The 14,312-nt window shown below is 62.5% G+C and carries 11 protein-coding genes and 1 tRNA gene; 3 read left to right on the top strand and 9 right to left on the bottom strand.

All coding sequences use genetic code 11. From position 1 onward, the window contains the following. Positions 1 to 13: 13 nt before the first annotated feature. The 3 genes from ACYAS9_RS13775 to ACYAS9_RS13765 form a co-directional block, all read right to left on the bottom strand. Positions 14 to 880 carry a transporter gene (locus ACYAS9_RS13775; RefSeq protein ID WP_463568845.1) on the bottom strand — a complete coding sequence of 289 codons (867 nt, stop codon included), beginning with the start codon at positions 878 to 880 and terminating at the stop codon, positions 14 to 16. A gap of 29 nt (positions 881 to 909) precedes the next feature. Further along, a complete protein-coding gene (iaaH, locus tag ACYAS9_RS13770; RefSeq protein WP_463568844.1) occupies positions 910 to 2,415 on the bottom strand; it encodes an indoleacetamide hydrolase in 1,506 nt (501 codons plus the stop codon). Between the two features lie 97 nt (positions 2,416 to 2,512). Continuing rightward, entirely contained in the window at positions 2,513 to 3,214 is a 702-nt protein-coding gene (locus ACYAS9_RS13765) for a helix-turn-helix transcriptional regulator (protein ID WP_463568843.1), read from the bottom strand. A gap of 431 nt (positions 3,215 to 3,645) precedes the next feature. On the opposite strand from ACYAS9_RS13765, the gene ACYAS9_RS13760 reads away from it, so the two are divergent. After that, a tRNA-Gln gene (locus tag ACYAS9_RS13760) sits at positions 3,646 to 3,720 on the top strand. Between the two features lie 28 nt (positions 3,721 to 3,748). Here ACYAS9_RS13760 and ACYAS9_RS13755 read toward each other — a convergent pair. Further along, positions 3,749 to 4,672 (bottom strand): LysR family transcriptional regulator, encoded by a 924-nt coding sequence (locus tag ACYAS9_RS13755; protein WP_463568842.1) that lies wholly within the window; start codon positions 4,670 to 4,672, stop codon positions 3,749 to 3,751. 140 nt (positions 4,673 to 4,812) lie between these two features. Between ACYAS9_RS13755 and ACYAS9_RS13750 the strand changes: the two genes are divergently transcribed. Next, positions 4,813 to 5,934 carry an alkene reductase gene (locus ACYAS9_RS13750; protein WP_463568841.1) on the top strand — a complete coding sequence of 374 codons (1,122 nt, stop codon included), beginning with the start codon at positions 4,813 to 4,815 and terminating at the stop codon, positions 5,932 to 5,934. A gap of 191 nt (positions 5,935 to 6,125) precedes the next feature. Here the strand turns inward: ACYAS9_RS13750 and ACYAS9_RS13745 are convergent, their stop codons facing one another. The 4 genes from ACYAS9_RS13745 to ACYAS9_RS13730 all read right to left on the bottom strand — a co-directional run bounded on the left by ACYAS9_RS13745 (position 6,126) and on the right by ACYAS9_RS13730 (position 11,613). Further along, positions 6,126 to 7,916: a sigma-54-dependent Fis family transcriptional regulator gene (locus ACYAS9_RS13745; protein ID WP_463568840.1), complete on the bottom strand. Its 1,791-nt coding sequence runs from the start codon at positions 7,914 to 7,916 to the stop codon at positions 6,126 to 6,128. Between the two features lie 82 nt (positions 7,917 to 7,998). Further along, positions 7,999 to 8,889: a transporter gene (locus tag ACYAS9_RS13740; protein WP_463568839.1), complete on the bottom strand. Its 891-nt coding sequence runs from the start codon at positions 8,887 to 8,889 to the stop codon at positions 7,999 to 8,001. Positions 8,890 to 8,973: 84 nt separating this feature from the next. Then, positions 8,974 to 10,092 carry an NAD(P)-dependent alcohol dehydrogenase gene (locus tag ACYAS9_RS13735; protein ID WP_463568838.1) on the bottom strand — a complete coding sequence of 373 codons (1,119 nt, stop codon included), beginning with the start codon at positions 10,090 to 10,092 and terminating at the stop codon, positions 8,974 to 8,976. 51 nt (positions 10,093 to 10,143) lie between these two features. Further along, the gene (locus ACYAS9_RS13730) at positions 10,144 to 11,613 is read right to left on the bottom strand and encodes a benzaldehyde dehydrogenase (RefSeq protein WP_463568837.1); all 1,470 of its coding nucleotides are present in this window, start codon (positions 11,611 to 11,613) and stop codon (positions 10,144 to 10,146) included. 212 nt (positions 11,614 to 11,825) lie between these two features. Between ACYAS9_RS13730 and ACYAS9_RS13725 the strand changes: the two genes are divergently transcribed. Beyond that, a complete protein-coding gene (locus tag ACYAS9_RS13725; protein WP_463568836.1) occupies positions 11,826 to 12,260 on the top strand; it encodes a bleomycin resistance protein in 435 nt (144 codons plus the stop codon). A gap of 6 nt (positions 12,261 to 12,266) precedes the next feature. Here ACYAS9_RS13725 and ACYAS9_RS13720 read toward each other — a convergent pair whose 3' ends face one another. Continuing rightward, complete coding sequence (locus tag ACYAS9_RS13720; protein ID WP_463568835.1) at positions 12,267 to 14,288, bottom strand: methyl-accepting chemotaxis protein; 2,022 nt, start codon at positions 14,286 to 14,288, stop codon at positions 12,267 to 12,269. Between the last annotated feature and the right edge of the window lie 24 nt (positions 14,289 to 14,312).

The following is a 14,312-nucleotide window of genomic DNA, read 5'->3' as shown; positions in this document are numbered from 1 at the left end:
AGGGATTCTCCGGTCAGAACAGATAGGCAAGGCGCAGGTTCAGGCGCAGGTTTTCCCTGGGGCCGTTATCGACCTCAAGGTCGCGGCCGGCCTGGGTTTGCAGCTGGGTTTTCGGGGTCAGGAAATGCGACCAGGTCAGCAGAAAGCGGCTGCCGTTGAGGCTGTCGTCCAGCGCCTGGCCGTTGAAGCGGTTTTCGCCGCCGGTGGTGTGAATCCAGGTCAGCCCCAACTGGTTAGTCGGGTTGAGCACATAACGCAGGTGGCTCTGCACTTCGAAGACTGGCGCCTGTTTGAGCCGCCCGCCGAGGTAGTCGTCGTTCTCGCCGAACCAGTCGCGCTCAAAGGTGATTTCGCCGTAGAGCGTGCGCGCAATCAGCGCGTGTACATAGTTGACTTCCAGCACGCCCTTGAAGCGGTTCTCGCCGATGTTCATGGCGCCCTGATCGCCGTCGTAACGGCCCAGTGGCAGGCCGACGAAGGCGCCCATGCTGAAATAGCGTTCCTTGTCGGGGTCGTTGTAGAGCCAGATGGCGCTGCCAATGAACGGATCGCCAAAGGCGCTTTCGGAGCGGCTGTTATCGCCGCTCATCTTCAGGTGACCCCACGGCAGGATCACCTGCGGGGTGACCAGAAAGCCGGCCAGCGAGGTCCACTTCACGTAGCGCGCCAGTACGATATCGCTGTCGAGCTGAAAGTCGCCCGGCACCTTGTGACCGTCGACCCGCAGCTCATTGCGCTCAGCGTGCTGGTAATACATCACGCCCAGATTTGTGCCCTCCGGCAACGGCGCATTGTCGCCCGGCTCGGTGGTGATCACGTAGGCGCTGGCAAAGCCGCTGTACAGGCAAAGCAGGGTCAATGCACAGAACATTGCTCGCATGGATCGCTCTCTTTTGAGTGTTGGCGGGTTCAGTTGCGCGACAGTGGCTGGCGGCCCAGTAGGCTTTGCAGGGTCTGGGCGATGGCCAGCAACCGTGCATCGCTGCCCGGCAGGCCGTCGAGTTCCAGGCCAACCGGCAGCGCAGGTGTACCGGCCAGACCGATGGGCAGGCTGATGCCCGGCAAGCCGGCGTTGCTGCCGGGGTCGGTGTTGCGGATCATGCGGGCAAAGGCGTCGAAGCTGGTGGCCTGCGGGTTGCTGGCAATGGCCAGCTCCGGCGTGGTCGGGAACACCAGGGCGTCGAGTTTCTGGCTGTTCAGCAGCGTGCGGTAGTGCTGGATGAGCTGCGGCCGGCCGGTGTCTATCGCCCAGCGATACGCCGGTGTCAGGTCGGTGACCCGGCCATCCGGGTGCGGCAGTTTGCGCGGCATGATGAAGTGCTCGAACAAGCCTTTCACGTCGGGGCCGGAAATCTGCCGGGCCAGTTCTTCAAGCGACACGCCGGTGTGCTGGTCTTGCAGCCAGGCTTGCAAGGCATCGCGCCCTTCATACAGCGCGACGGGCATGCTGATGCGTGCGTTGAGTTCATGAATGCCGGGCAGCGCCACCGGCACCAGGGTGACGCCGGCCTGTTGCAGCTGCGCCAGTGCCGCGCGCGCCTGCTGTTCGACTTCAGGGGCAAGGTCGGTCCAGAACTCGCTGACCACGCCCAGGCGAATCTGCGTTGGCAACGGTGCGGCAAGCGGTTGATCGCCAGTGATCACCCGGTCGAGCAGGATTACATCCTCGACCGAACGGGCCATGGGGCCTGCGGTGTCGCGGGTGGGCGAAATCGGCGTAATGCCATGCTGGCTGTAGCGTCCAACCGTGGGGCGCAGGCCGACGCAACCATTCAGGGCACAGGGCTGGCGTATCGAGCCGCCGGTGTCGGTGCCCAGCGCCAGCGGCACCAGCCGGGCGCCGACCGCACTGCCGCTGCCTGATGACGAGCCACCGGCAATGCGGCTCGCATCATAGGCATTGCGTACCCCGACCGTGCCCGGCATGTGAAAGGCGGTGTTATAGCCCGAGGCGCCGAAGGCCAGTTCGTGCATGTTGGTCTTGCCGACGATGATTGCGCCTGCGGCCTGCAAGCGCTCGACGACCGGCGCGCTGCTGGCGGGGTAAAAGCCCTTGAGGGCCGGCGTGCCGGCGCTATTGGCAAAGCCTTTGACTTGAATGTTGTCCTTGATGCCAATGGGCACGCCACCAAGTGGCAGGCAGGCTTCGCCACGGGCCAGGCGCTGGTCGTAGGCGTCGGCCTGCGCCAGGGCATGGTCTGCATCCACGGCGATAAAGGCGTTGAGCGGGCGGTGGCTGTCGATACGCGTCAGAAAGGCTTCGACCAGTTGGCGGCTGCTGACCGTGCGGGCGCAGACCATGGCGGCGGCTTCGCTGCCGGTCAGTTCAGTGAGGTCCTGGGGCACATTGGCCGCCAGTGTGGTGGTGGCGGCCAGCGCCAGGGGCGCGCCTTTTATCCATCGTGAGTAGTGCATGGCCCGTCTCGTTCCGGTTGTGCGGCGGTAGTGCCGTTACCGAAAACCTTATCGGGCAGGGGACGTGTTGAAACTCCTCAAGAATGAGGAGGGCGCCTCAAAAGTGCCGGGAAAGCTGGGTGCGATTGGTGCAATGCAGTTTGTTCATGGCGTTGTTCAGGTGAGTGCGCACGGTGGTGAAGGCAATGCCCAGTTGGCGTGCGACTTCCTTGTCGCTTGCACCGTTTGCGACCAGCCGCGCGACATCCGCCTCGCGTTGCGACAAGCGGGCGCCGGCGCAGTCGACCTGGGCCAGCGACTTGATGAAATAGGGTGTCAGCTCCTTGAGAATCCGCTCTTCACGCTCGGCAAACGCCGGATTCCCCGCGCCGCGCCAGATGCGCAGATCACCGACATCGCGGCCTTGATCGAAGAAATACACATTGATGCCGTGGTGCATGCCGGCCGGTTGCAGAAAGTCGCAGTAGAACTGGCTGTGCTGCAAGGTGCTGCGTTGAATGACCCGGTCGACATTGGTCGCCTCGCCCAGCGGGCGCATGGCCGGCGTGACCAGGTCGACCTGGTGGAAAAACGCCTCGTAGGCGTTCAGGTGCGTGTCATCGATATTCACCGAGCAACGGCGGGTGGAGCGCTGCTGGTGTTCGTCCCAGACAAACGAGGCCGCGTAATCGGCCTGCAAGAGCTGCGCGACCAGCTGTAACACGGCAGAGCGGGCATCGGGCTTGCCCTTGTATTCGCACAGGCGCCAGATGATTTCGGCCATGCAGTCCAGCTCTTTGCTCTCCAGCATCATGCCCATGTTACCCAACCTCCCACCGTACTGACCGATGCAGCGGCGCGAGCAAGATGCATGCCCGTTGTTTTATAGAGGTGCCTTATTTTCAGGTCAAAAAACTATCTATTGGATCTATTCGCAGGCGGCGCATAACGTAGCGGCACGGACATTCAACATCGATTAAGTGCATACCGTACCGGGGCGATGGCTCGACTGGTACGGCCTTGGGCGCGGCTTATGCCGCGCCTTTTTTTATCCGGCTTTTCCAATTCTGGCGGCCAAAATCCTGATCAATCAGTAACCAGCTGTTTTAAAAGTAATTTTTTATTACATCAGGGCTTCACAGATGTAAAAAAAGTTGTTAAATTGCGGCCCATTCCAGCACAGCACTGCAACAGGGCTTGCGGGAATGTTCTGCAAAGCGTCAAACGAGTGCCATGCACTCGCAGCAATACAGGGGCGTCGCCAAGCGGTAAGGCAGCAGGTTTTGATCCTGCCATGCGTTGGTTCGAATCCAGCCGCCCCTGCCATTTTTTATCCTTCCTGCTTCAAATCCTCTCAGTCGATACGGCCATCAGGCGCCAGGTGCTGTTTCAGATGCGCCAGCAAGGCACTGACTTTCGCCAGCCCTTCACGATTTTTCAGCCAGACGATATTCATCGGCAGCCCGTCCGTGGCCAGCGCCGGTAACACTTCAAGCAAACGACCTTCTTCCAGATGCCGCTGCACCAGCCAGGTCGGCAGTTGCGCAATGCCGTGGCCAGCCAGGGTCGCAATCACTTCACCTTCACCGTCGCCCACCGCAATGCGCGGCTGCGGAGTGCGTCGTTCCATCTCGCCCGGCTGACGGCCCTTGAAATACCACGGCGCGACCAACCCGTCGGTGTGGGCATAGGCGATGCAGTGATGATCCTCCAGGTCACGCTCGTTCAACGGCACGCCATGCTCGGCCAGGTAGGCAGGGGATGCGCACATGATCAGCCGCTGCGCCCCGAGAAAATGATGGCCCAGCGCAGCCGGCCAACTGTCCGGGCCGCCGATGCGCACCACGATGTCGATGCCTTGTTGCACCGGGTCGACAAAGTGATCGGAAAACGAAATGTGTGGCAGCAACTGCGGGTGCGCGCGAACGAAATCCAGGATCAGCGGCAGCGCATGCAGGCGCCCGAATGACGCCGGCAGATCAATCCTGATCTTGCCCTGCGGCTCGCTGTGTTCGGTGGCAAGGCTCAGCTCGGCTTCTTCAAGGTCAGACAGCACGGCGGTGCAGGTGCGGTAAAAGGTCAGCCCCGCTTCGCTCAGCGACAAGCGCCGCGTGGTGCGCTGGAACAGGCGCACGCCGAGTCGCAACTCCAGCCGCGCCACGCTTTTACTGACCGCCGAGGCCGTGAGGTTCAGGCGTTCGGAAGCGCTGGCAAAGCTGCCCATATCAGCGACGGTGACGAAAACATCGAGGCCCTTGAGGCGTTCGGAAGAGTACATGGCAAGCCTTATTGATGAATCTGATTCCGGTCACAAGGTCATTTATGTCCGAAATCGACGTTGAGTTCTGCAATAGGCTACGTCAAAGCCTGGCACAACGGTATGAGTTGCCGGCATTCGACCTTCACTCTGGAGTTTTCATGAGTCTTTTTGCCCCGTTTCAACTTGGCAGCACCTCACTCAGCAACCGCGTGGTCATGGCACCGATGACCCGTTCCCGCGCGCCTGATGACATCGCCACCGAGCAGATCGCGCTGTATTACACCCAGCGCGCCACAGCGGGTTTGATCGTGTCCGAAGGCACGCCGATCTCTCGCGAAGGCCAGGGTTATCTGTTCAATCCAGGCATTTTCAGGCCTGAACAGATTGCAGGCTGGAAGCTGACCACCGATTCGGTGCACAGCGCCGGCGGGCGGATCTTTGCCCAGTTGTGGCATGTGGGGCGTGTGTCGCACACCTCGATCCAGATCGACGGCGCAGCCCCTGTGAGCGCCAGCAGCAAGCCTGCGCGGGGTGCCGTGGCGTTCGGTTACGACGAGCAAGGCCAGCCGGGTTTTGTCCCGACCTCACAGCCACGGCCGTTGAGCACCGAAGACGTCGGGCGGGTGGTCAATGACTTCGCCCAGGCGGCTGCGAATGCTATCGAGGCCGGTTTCGACGGCGTCGAGATTCATGGCGCCAATGGTTACCTGCTTGAGCAGTTCATGAACCCTGAGGTCAACGATCGCAGCGACCGCTACAGTGCCGACACGCTGGAGAACCGCTTGCGCTTTGTCTTTGAAGTGGTCGATGCGGTAAGCCAGCGCATCGGCAAGGACAAGGTCGGGATTCGTATCTCGCCGTACGGGCAGTTGTTCGATATGCCGCTGTATCCGCAGATCGACGAAACCTACAGCGCCCTGTGTGCCGGCCTCGGCGAGCGCGGCATCGCGTATGTGCATGTGATGGACCAGACGCATTTCTTCTTCAAGCCTGACAATGCCGTGGCCAAGCAGGAAGCGCTGGACACCTTGCTCGGCAACTGCCGCAAGGGCCTGGGCAACACCGCGCTGATCCTGGCCGGCGACCTGACCCGCGAACGCGCCCAGCAATGGCTCGATGCCGGGTTGATCGACCTGGCCGGGTTTGGCCAGCCGTTCATCGCCAACCCGGACCTGGTGGCGCGCCTGGAAAACGACTGGCCGCTGGCCGAGGCGGATCGGGAGACGTACTACGGCGGTGGCGCGAAGGGGTTTATCGATTACTCACCGTATGTGGCGTAGGGCCTGGCACTCTTATCGAACACGATGCAGGGCTATCTGGTAGATCGTATTTGTGGGGGGCGGTGGATGGCCGCTTCTTTGGCTCGCGAGAGCGGAGTGTCAGTTAACGGACAGGTTGGCAGTGCTGGGGTTTCGTGGCGTTTCCGGGATTTTGCGAGCGCTGACGCACTCGGTCGCGGGCAAGCGCGCTCCTACTTGCGTAATTTCTTGTAGAGCGTTGTGCGTGAAATTCCCAGTTCTTGTGCGGTGGCGGAGATATTGCCGCCGTGGGCCTGCAAGGTTTCTTCGATGGTTCGCTGCTGCGCCGCCTTGAGTGATGAGGCGGGCGCCGCCGTAGCCGGCGACAGCCCGCATAAATGTTCAGGCAGGATTTCGGCGCTGTCTTCGGCCAGTGCGCTGGCCAGGCGCAGGGTTTGTTCCAGTTGGCGGATATTGCCCGGCCAGCGCTGGGTCAGCAGGCAGGCGAGGCTGTCCGGGTGCAGGCGGCTGTTGCCGTGACGGCGCAGCAGGGTGTCGATCAGATGATTGAGGTCCTTGCGCTCGCGCAGCGCCGGCAAGTGGGCGCTCAGGCCGTTGAGCCGGTAATACAGGTCTTCACGAAAACGTCGCTCGCCGATCAGCGCCGGCAGGTCGCAATGGGTGGCGCTGATCAGGCGCACGTCCAGCGGCCGGCTCTCGGAACTGCCCAGGCGGGACACCCGGCGTTCTTGCAGCACCCGTAACAAACGGGTCTGCAACGGCGCCGGCATATCGCCGATTTCATCCAGCAGCAGGGTGCCGCCGTGCGCCTCTTCAAGCCGGCCGCTGGCGCCGCCCTTGCGTGCGCCGGTGAAGGTGCCGTCGCTGTAGCCGAACAGTTCTGCCTCGATCAGGCTTTCCGGAATCGCCGAGCAATTGATCGCCACAAACGGTGCGTCCGGGCAGACTTCTTCATGCAGGGCGCGGGCAAAGACTTCTTTGCCGGTACCGGTTTCGCCGAGCAGCAGCACCGGAATGCTGGCGCCAAAGGCTTTGCGCGCCGCCTCGAACTGGCGGTTGAGTTGCGGATCGCGGCCCAGCGGCGACTGATCGCTGCGGTAGGGCGCAGAGGTTTTGCGCGGTCGTGCGCCCAACGCGTGGGCGTACAGGCATGAGCCGTCGTTGAGTTGCACCAGGCCTGGCGTGTGGCGCTGCGCATCCAGATTCGGATCGCGGGTAAAACACTGCTGCCAGTGCGTCAGTCCCGCAGGCATGCCCAATAGCCGCCGCGCGGTAGCGTTGGCGGCGCGAATCTGGCCGTCGCCGTCCAGGGCCAGCAAGCCCTGCAACGGTGTGCCGATCAGGCGCGGGTCGTGTTGCAGGCTGAGAATCCGGCAATCGCCCAGGTGTGCAAACAAACGGTTTTCGGTGGCCATCGCGGCCAGGCGTAGCTGGTCGAGGACGGCCTGGGCATTGCGCTCGCCGATACCGGTGATGTCCAGCGCGCCGATCAGTTCGCCGTGCACGCCATGCACCGGCATCGACACGCAGAAGAAACGCTCGAATTCGCTCAGGTAATGCTGCCAGCCGTGCAGCACCACCGGCTGGTCTTCAGCGAGTGTGCAACTGGGCGCCGTGGTGCCGATGTCGGCTTCGTGAACGCGGCGGCCGATCTGCAACGGTTCCAGCGCATCGGTGGACCCGGCATGCCGGGCCTGGACGATCACGCCACGGGTGTTGACGCAGAACAGCGTCCACGACTGGCCGCCGAACACTTGCCAGAGCCGCTCGATTTCCGGCTGCACGCAGGCGCCCAGCTGTCGGTCGCTGTCATCAAGATCGAACAGGGTGACATCGGGACGATGCAGGCGCGCTTCCCACGGGCTCAGCCCGGCATCGCGCGAGCGCTCCCACGAGCGGGCAACCGGCTCGGGCAAAAGCCCTGCCGGCAGTGGCGCGCCTTCAAACAAACGCCGGCGGGCGCCGGCCAGGCGCTGGGGATCGGTCAGCAGCAAGCTATCCATCAAGGCACCCTGATTCTTATTAGTCGTGGCTGCTGAGTAAAACCCCGCGCAGCCACTTATGTAAAGCCTCGCAAGTGATCGATCAGAACAGCAGCAGCGCCCTCAGATTAATACCGACATCCTCACGAAAGCCGCCTTCGGCCTGCACATCGTGAGTCAGTTGCGCACTGAGCTGCACGTTGCGGGCAACCATTTGCTGGAACTCGACGCGGACCTGCTGCACTTCGGTCTTCTGGCCAATGTAGTCACCGTCGATAAATTGCTTGCCGCCGGTGCTGGCCGAATAGCCCAGCGCAATGCGCTGAGTCGGGTTGAAGTCGTAGCGCAGGTTGGCCTGCACCTGATAGGTCGGGTCTTGCTCAAGCGTCTGATTGCCGCTGCCGGCGTCATCGTTATCACCGTACAGCACCGCGTCGCCGTACAGCTCAAGCGAGGTCTTGCCCCACAGCGGCTCGACCCAGCCCAGTTGCAGGTCGAACTTGTAGCGGTTCTCGCCCAGGTTCAGCGAGTCGCCCTTGTGGTAACTGCCCCACGGCACATACAGCAACGGGGTCACGCCGAAATAGCGCCCGCTGCTGCCGGCGCCCGGCTGGTTGACCAGCCAGAAGGTCGCGCCAAAGATCGGATCGGCCATGCCGCTGGCGCTGCCCAGCGACTGGCCGCCGATCTTCGCCCCATACACATGGCCGAACGGCAGCAACACTTGTGGGTCGACGGTGATGCCGGCGATTTCAGTGAAGTGGATCAGGCGCAAGATGCTGATATTGCTTTTCAGGTGAGTGTTATCCGACACCGTGCCGCCGCCGTCGGGGTTGAAGCTGCTGGAACGGCTGTATTGCTGATACCAGGCGGCGACGCTGGTGCCGGGGGGCAGGGCGGTGTAGTCGCCGGCGTTGACGTCGACGGCAAAGGCCTTGGCAGACAGCAACAGGCTGGCCGCCAGAGCGGAAGACTGGAGGGCTCGAACGTGCATGATGGGTTCCTGTTATTTTTTTAATTGGAATGGGGTGCCGTCACGGCGCGCATTTAACCGCGCAGCCGTGACGGCGGTGCTGCGTCAGGCGCCGATCATCAGCACGGGCTTGAGGGTGATGCCTTTTTCGCTGTCTTCAGCGGCCTGGTTGATCTGCTCGAAGGGGTAGAACTTCACCAGCTTGTCGAAGGCGAACCGCCCTTGCAGGTGCAGTTCCACCAGTTGCGGGATGAACTGTTGCGGCACGCTGTCGCCCTCGACGATGCCGCGGATGCTCTTGCCACCGAGCAACAGGTCGTTGACGTCGAACTCGGCGGTGGTGCCCAGCGGCGGCGCGCCGACCACGCCCACGCAACCGAGGCTGCCCAGCGAGTCCACGGCCTGGCGCAGCACTTGCGGGCGGCCGGTGGACTCCAGGGCAAAGTTCGCCCCGCCGGTGATTTCACGAATCACCGCCACCGCGTCGCTTTCCTTGCTGTTCACCACGTGCGTCGCGCCCAGCTCCAGGGCCAGTTCCAGGCGTGACGGCACCACGTCCACGGCAATGATCACCGAAGCGCCGGCCACCCTGGCCGCCAATACCGCCGACAGCCCCACGGCACCGGCACCAAAGGCGACAAAACTGCTGCCGGGCGTGACTTTCAGCGAGTTGATCACCGCACCGGCGCCGGTCTGGATGCCGCAACCCAACGGGCCGAGCAGCGCCAGCGGGGCTTCCTTGGGCACCTTGACCGCGTTGTTCTCGCGGCTGATGGCGTAGGTTGCAAACGAAGACTGGGCGAAGAAGTGGTCATGCAGCTTCTCGCCGCGTTCGTCTTCCAGCGCACTTTGGCCGTGCGGGTCGGCACCGCTGAAGTTGCGCCCGAAAAACTCCTGGCAGTAAGCGGCATGACCGCCACCGCATGGCTTGCAATGCCCGCAGTAGCCGTAGGTCAGCACCACATGATCGCCGACGGCCAGGTCGCGCACCTGCGGGCCGATGGCTTCGATGACGCCGGAGCCTTCATGGCCCAGCACCGCCGGCAGCGGCACCGGGTAATACTGGTCGCGCACGATCATGTCGGTATGGCACATGCCGGTGGCGACGATGCGCACCAGCACTTCATCGTCCTTGGGTTCGCGGATACGCGCCGCTTCGATTACGAATGGCGCGCCTTTGGTGCGGGTAACAGCAGCTTTGATGGCTCGAAAAGTAGTGCTCATTATTATTGTGCTCTTGGTTAACGCGGGTGATTGAGCGGGTCCAGTGGATACTTAAAGCGGGTACAGCGGGGCGTCGCCCTTGAGGGTCAGCCACTGCCATTGGGTGAACTCTTCCCAGTTGGCCGGGCCGCCAATGCTGGTGCCGTTGCCGGAAGCGCCGACGCCGCCGAACGGGTTGATGACTTCGTCGTTCACGGTCTGGTCGTTGATGTGCAAAAGGCCGGTGCGCAGCCGCTCGCCGAGCTTCAGCGCGCGCCCGACATCGCGGGAAATCACCGCGGCCGACAGGCCGTACTCGGTGTCGTTGGCCAGGCGAATGGCGTCTTCGTCGGTGTCGAACGGCACGACGACGGCGACCGGGCCGAAGATTTCCTCATGAAAGGCCGGGTTGTCCTGTTGCACACCGCTGAGCACGGTGGCCTGGAAGAACAGCCCGTCGTACTCGCCACCGGCTTCAAGGCGTGCGCCGGCCTGTTGCGCGGCTTGCACAACCTTGTAGGCATGGTCGCGCTGCTGGGCATTGATCAGCGGGCCCAGGTGCACTTCGCCTTGTGCCGGGTCGCCCACGGTCAGGCTGCGGGCCTTGGCGGTCAGGCGCTCGACGAACGCATCGTAGATGCCGCGTTGCACCAGCAAACGGCCGGTCGACATGCAGATTTGCCCCTGGTGCAGGTACACGCCCCAGGTCGCGTTGGCCAGTGCGGTGTCCAGGTCGGCATCGTCCAGCACGATCAACGAGTTCTTGCCGCCCAGCTCCAGCGACACTTTTTTCAGGTGCCGGCCTGCGGCTTCACCGACCTTGCGTCCTGCACCGGTGGAGCCGGTGAACTGGATCATCGCCACATTCGGCTCGGCCACCAGCGCCGCACCGGCTTCGGCTGCGCCCGGCAACACATGCAAGGCGCCCGCTGGCAAGCCGGCCAGCTCGAACAGCCGCGCCAGCACTAGACCGCCACAGACGGCGGTGCGTGGATCGGGCTTGAGGATCACGCTGTTGCCCACTGCCAGCGCCGGCGCCACGGCGCGCGCAGCCAGGTACAGCGGGAAGTTGAACGGCGAAATGACCCCGATCACGCCCAGCGGGCGGCGACGCGCCAGGCTCAGACGGCCCGGTGAGGTCGGCAATACCTCGCCCTGGCTGCGCGAAGGCAGGCCGGCGCTTTCGTAGAAGGACTTGATGGTCAGGCTGGTTTCGAAGGCCGCCTTGGGCCGGGTCGAACCGCTTTCACGGACGATCCACTCAACGATTTCATCAAAATGCTGCTCGGCCAGTTGCGCGACTTTACGCAGCACGCGGGCACGCTCGTCATAGGGCTGGGCGAACCAGCCTTCCTGTGCTTCACGGGCTGCCACAGCCGAACGGGCCACGGTGTCGGCATCGGCCAGGCCAATGCGACCCAGCGTGGCGCCACTGGCCGGCTCGATCACATCGCTGGGCGTCAACGGTCCTGCGACCCAGGCGCCGTTGAACAGGCGCTCGTTCCACAATGGTTTGGGCAGCAGGGTTTGCGTATCAGACATGAGGCATCCTCGTTGTGCTTGTTATGTGAGCCGCGCAGGGCGGCGTGGTATTGCTGATTGAGGGATGCTCAGCAGGAGCTGTGCCAACCCGGATTTATTGGGGTTGCCACAGGTTGAGTGTGCAGGAGGTGAACAACTGGACAGTGCAGTGTCCAGGAACTGCACAGTAGAATTCAGCGCATTACGGGTGTTTTGAAAAGGGTCTTTCACTCATGGGCAATGCTTTGGTTCCCGAGTTTTCCGTTTCCGACTGGCGCGCTTCCAGGCGGTTTTATTGCGACATTCTGGGTTTTACCTGCGTGTACGAGCGCCCTGAAGAGGGTTTTTGCTATTTGAAACTGGGTGAGGCCGAGCTGATGATCGATCAGATCGGCGCCGGGCGTACGTTCGATGACGGCCATAGCCCGGATCGCTACCCCTTTGGCAAGGGGCTCAATGTGCAGATTCGTGTCACGGCCGTGGCGCCGTTGCTGGAATCGCTCAAGCGGCACGGGATCGAACTGTTTTTGCCGGTAGAGGAGCGCTGGTACCGTGATGGCCTGAACGAGAGCGGCAACCGGCAGTTTGTCGTCGCGGACCCGGACGGGTATCTGCTGCGCCTGTACGAGAGCCTCGGCGTCAGGCCGGCTCAGCCTGACGCCGAGTGAAATGCCCTATTGCCGGGTCAGGCCGTTCAGCGTATCGGCAATGGTCTTGGTGCGCTGCGAGGTGCCTTCGGTCATCTGGCTGGAGTCCTGCAAGGCTTCGAACAGGCCCTTGAGGGTACCGACCGCGCCGGACTGATCCTCGATCTGCACGGCGACTTTCTGGATTTCCGATGACAACCGGTTGATGTCCACGCCGATCTCGCCGGCATTCTTGCGGGTGATTTCGGCCAGTTTGCGCACCTCATCGGCGACCACGGCAAAGCCGCGGCCCATTTCGCCGGCGCGTGCCGCTTCAATGGCGGCATTGAGCGCCAGCAGGTTGGTCTGCCCGGCAATCTGCTGGATGACCTCCACAATCGACTGGATCTTCAGGCTCGATTCGGCCAGTTCCCGGGCGCCGCCTACGACCTCTTCGGCCTGGGTCGACAGCGCGTCAAAGGTCGAGTGCGCCTGGCTTGCTACCTCTTTCTGCCGGTCGATGGTGCCGGACAGCTCGTCCATCGACAGGTACAGCTGTTGGGCATGGTGCTTCAACTGTTCATCGATCTGCTCTTGCTGGCGGTTGGCCTGGTGCAGTGCTGCGCCCAGGTCGGTCAGGCCGTTGAACACCGGTTGCAGGTTCTCATCCAGACCGCTGACATCCAGGCTGCTTTCGAAGTCGTTGTGCTTGAAAGCCTCGATCTGCTTGACCACCACATGGTTGAGGCCCACCAGTTTCTTGATCTGGCGGCGCAGGAAAAACGCCTTGAACTCGCCGTAGTGGATCGGAAAGCGGTCGACATAGTCATCCTCGAAGGTCTGCCCCTGACGGACGCGAAAAAAGAAGATCGCGGTCAATGTCTGGTTGAGGTTCAGGCCGAGGATCTCACCGAAGGTGGAAAAGCCGATCAGCGGGACCTGGCCGAACAGGCCAGTCATGCTGCCCAGGTCCTTGCCGTTGTTCAGGCGGCGCAGGATGCAGTCGTTGAGGAGGCCGGCGATGGGCTGACCGCCCTTGTTGTGCAGGAAGCGTTCATAGTCCTTGCGCGTGGCTTCGCGGATCGGGGTGCGCTTGACCATGATCAGTTCTTCACCCGGTGCCACGTCACAGAACAGGTGGATCATGCCGCGTGCGTAATCGATGCGGGCGATCGAGCGCACGAACAGCTCCTGGCCGACCCGAATGGCAAACGAATAGTCGGCCAGGTGTCTTTCCAGCTCCTGCGGGGCGCATTTGAACGTCTCGGCCAGGGCCTGGACCATGGTCTTGATATTGCCTTTGGCGTCGATGACCTGATGGATGGTGCGGTCTTCCAGCGACGCGGTCAGCACGCTGAACGTGTGCGACGAAGGCTCGAAGTTCTGGCTTTTGAACACGCCGAAACGAATGCCGGGCGGGCACTTGAGCAGCACGATCTGGGCGTGGTTCTCATAGCTGCGCTTGCCATCGTGGATCAGGGTTTGCTTGAAATCGCCCTTGCCGCCTGCCGAACCGCCGACAAACAGGCACGGAAAGCGCCCCGATTCGTAAAGCGCTTCCATGAAGAACGACTCTGACGCCGACAGACCGTCAAACAGGACATAGGCCAGCGTGTCACGCGGATCGATCGGGGTGCGCACCTGTGTCGACTTGAGGTTCTGCACCAGTTTGCCAATGCGTTCGCGCATCGGCAGGCGCCTGCCACCGCTGCGGATGTCGGTGCATTCAAGCGAAACCATGGCGATTTCTGCGCTGGCGATCACCGTGCGATCGAACAACTGCAACACCACCCGGTCCCAACGCTCGCCCGTGGCGCAATACAATGGGCCCTCGGGCGCGCAGAGTTCCCCTGAAGTGGTGCACAGGCTCAGCGTGCAACCGGGAAAGCGCTGGGCCAGGCTGCGGGCGAGCTGATCCAGGTCCAGGTGCGGCGATACAAAGCCGGTGATAAATACAGGTTCCAGCCGTATGGCTTGCAGCCTGGACGGCAGCTCGCTGGCGCTGCACACCAGACTGAGGGTGCCAGCCGTAGACGCAGCCGCTTTGCTGAACAGGCGGAAAGGGTTCATCAGGTATTACCTCGGTGAAAGCCA

It is taken from the genome of Pseudomonas sp. HP_08, from assembly GCF_055284095.1.
The sequence above is the reverse complement of the archived record's forward strand: the minus strand, read 5'-3'. Positions and strand labels throughout refer to the sequence as shown.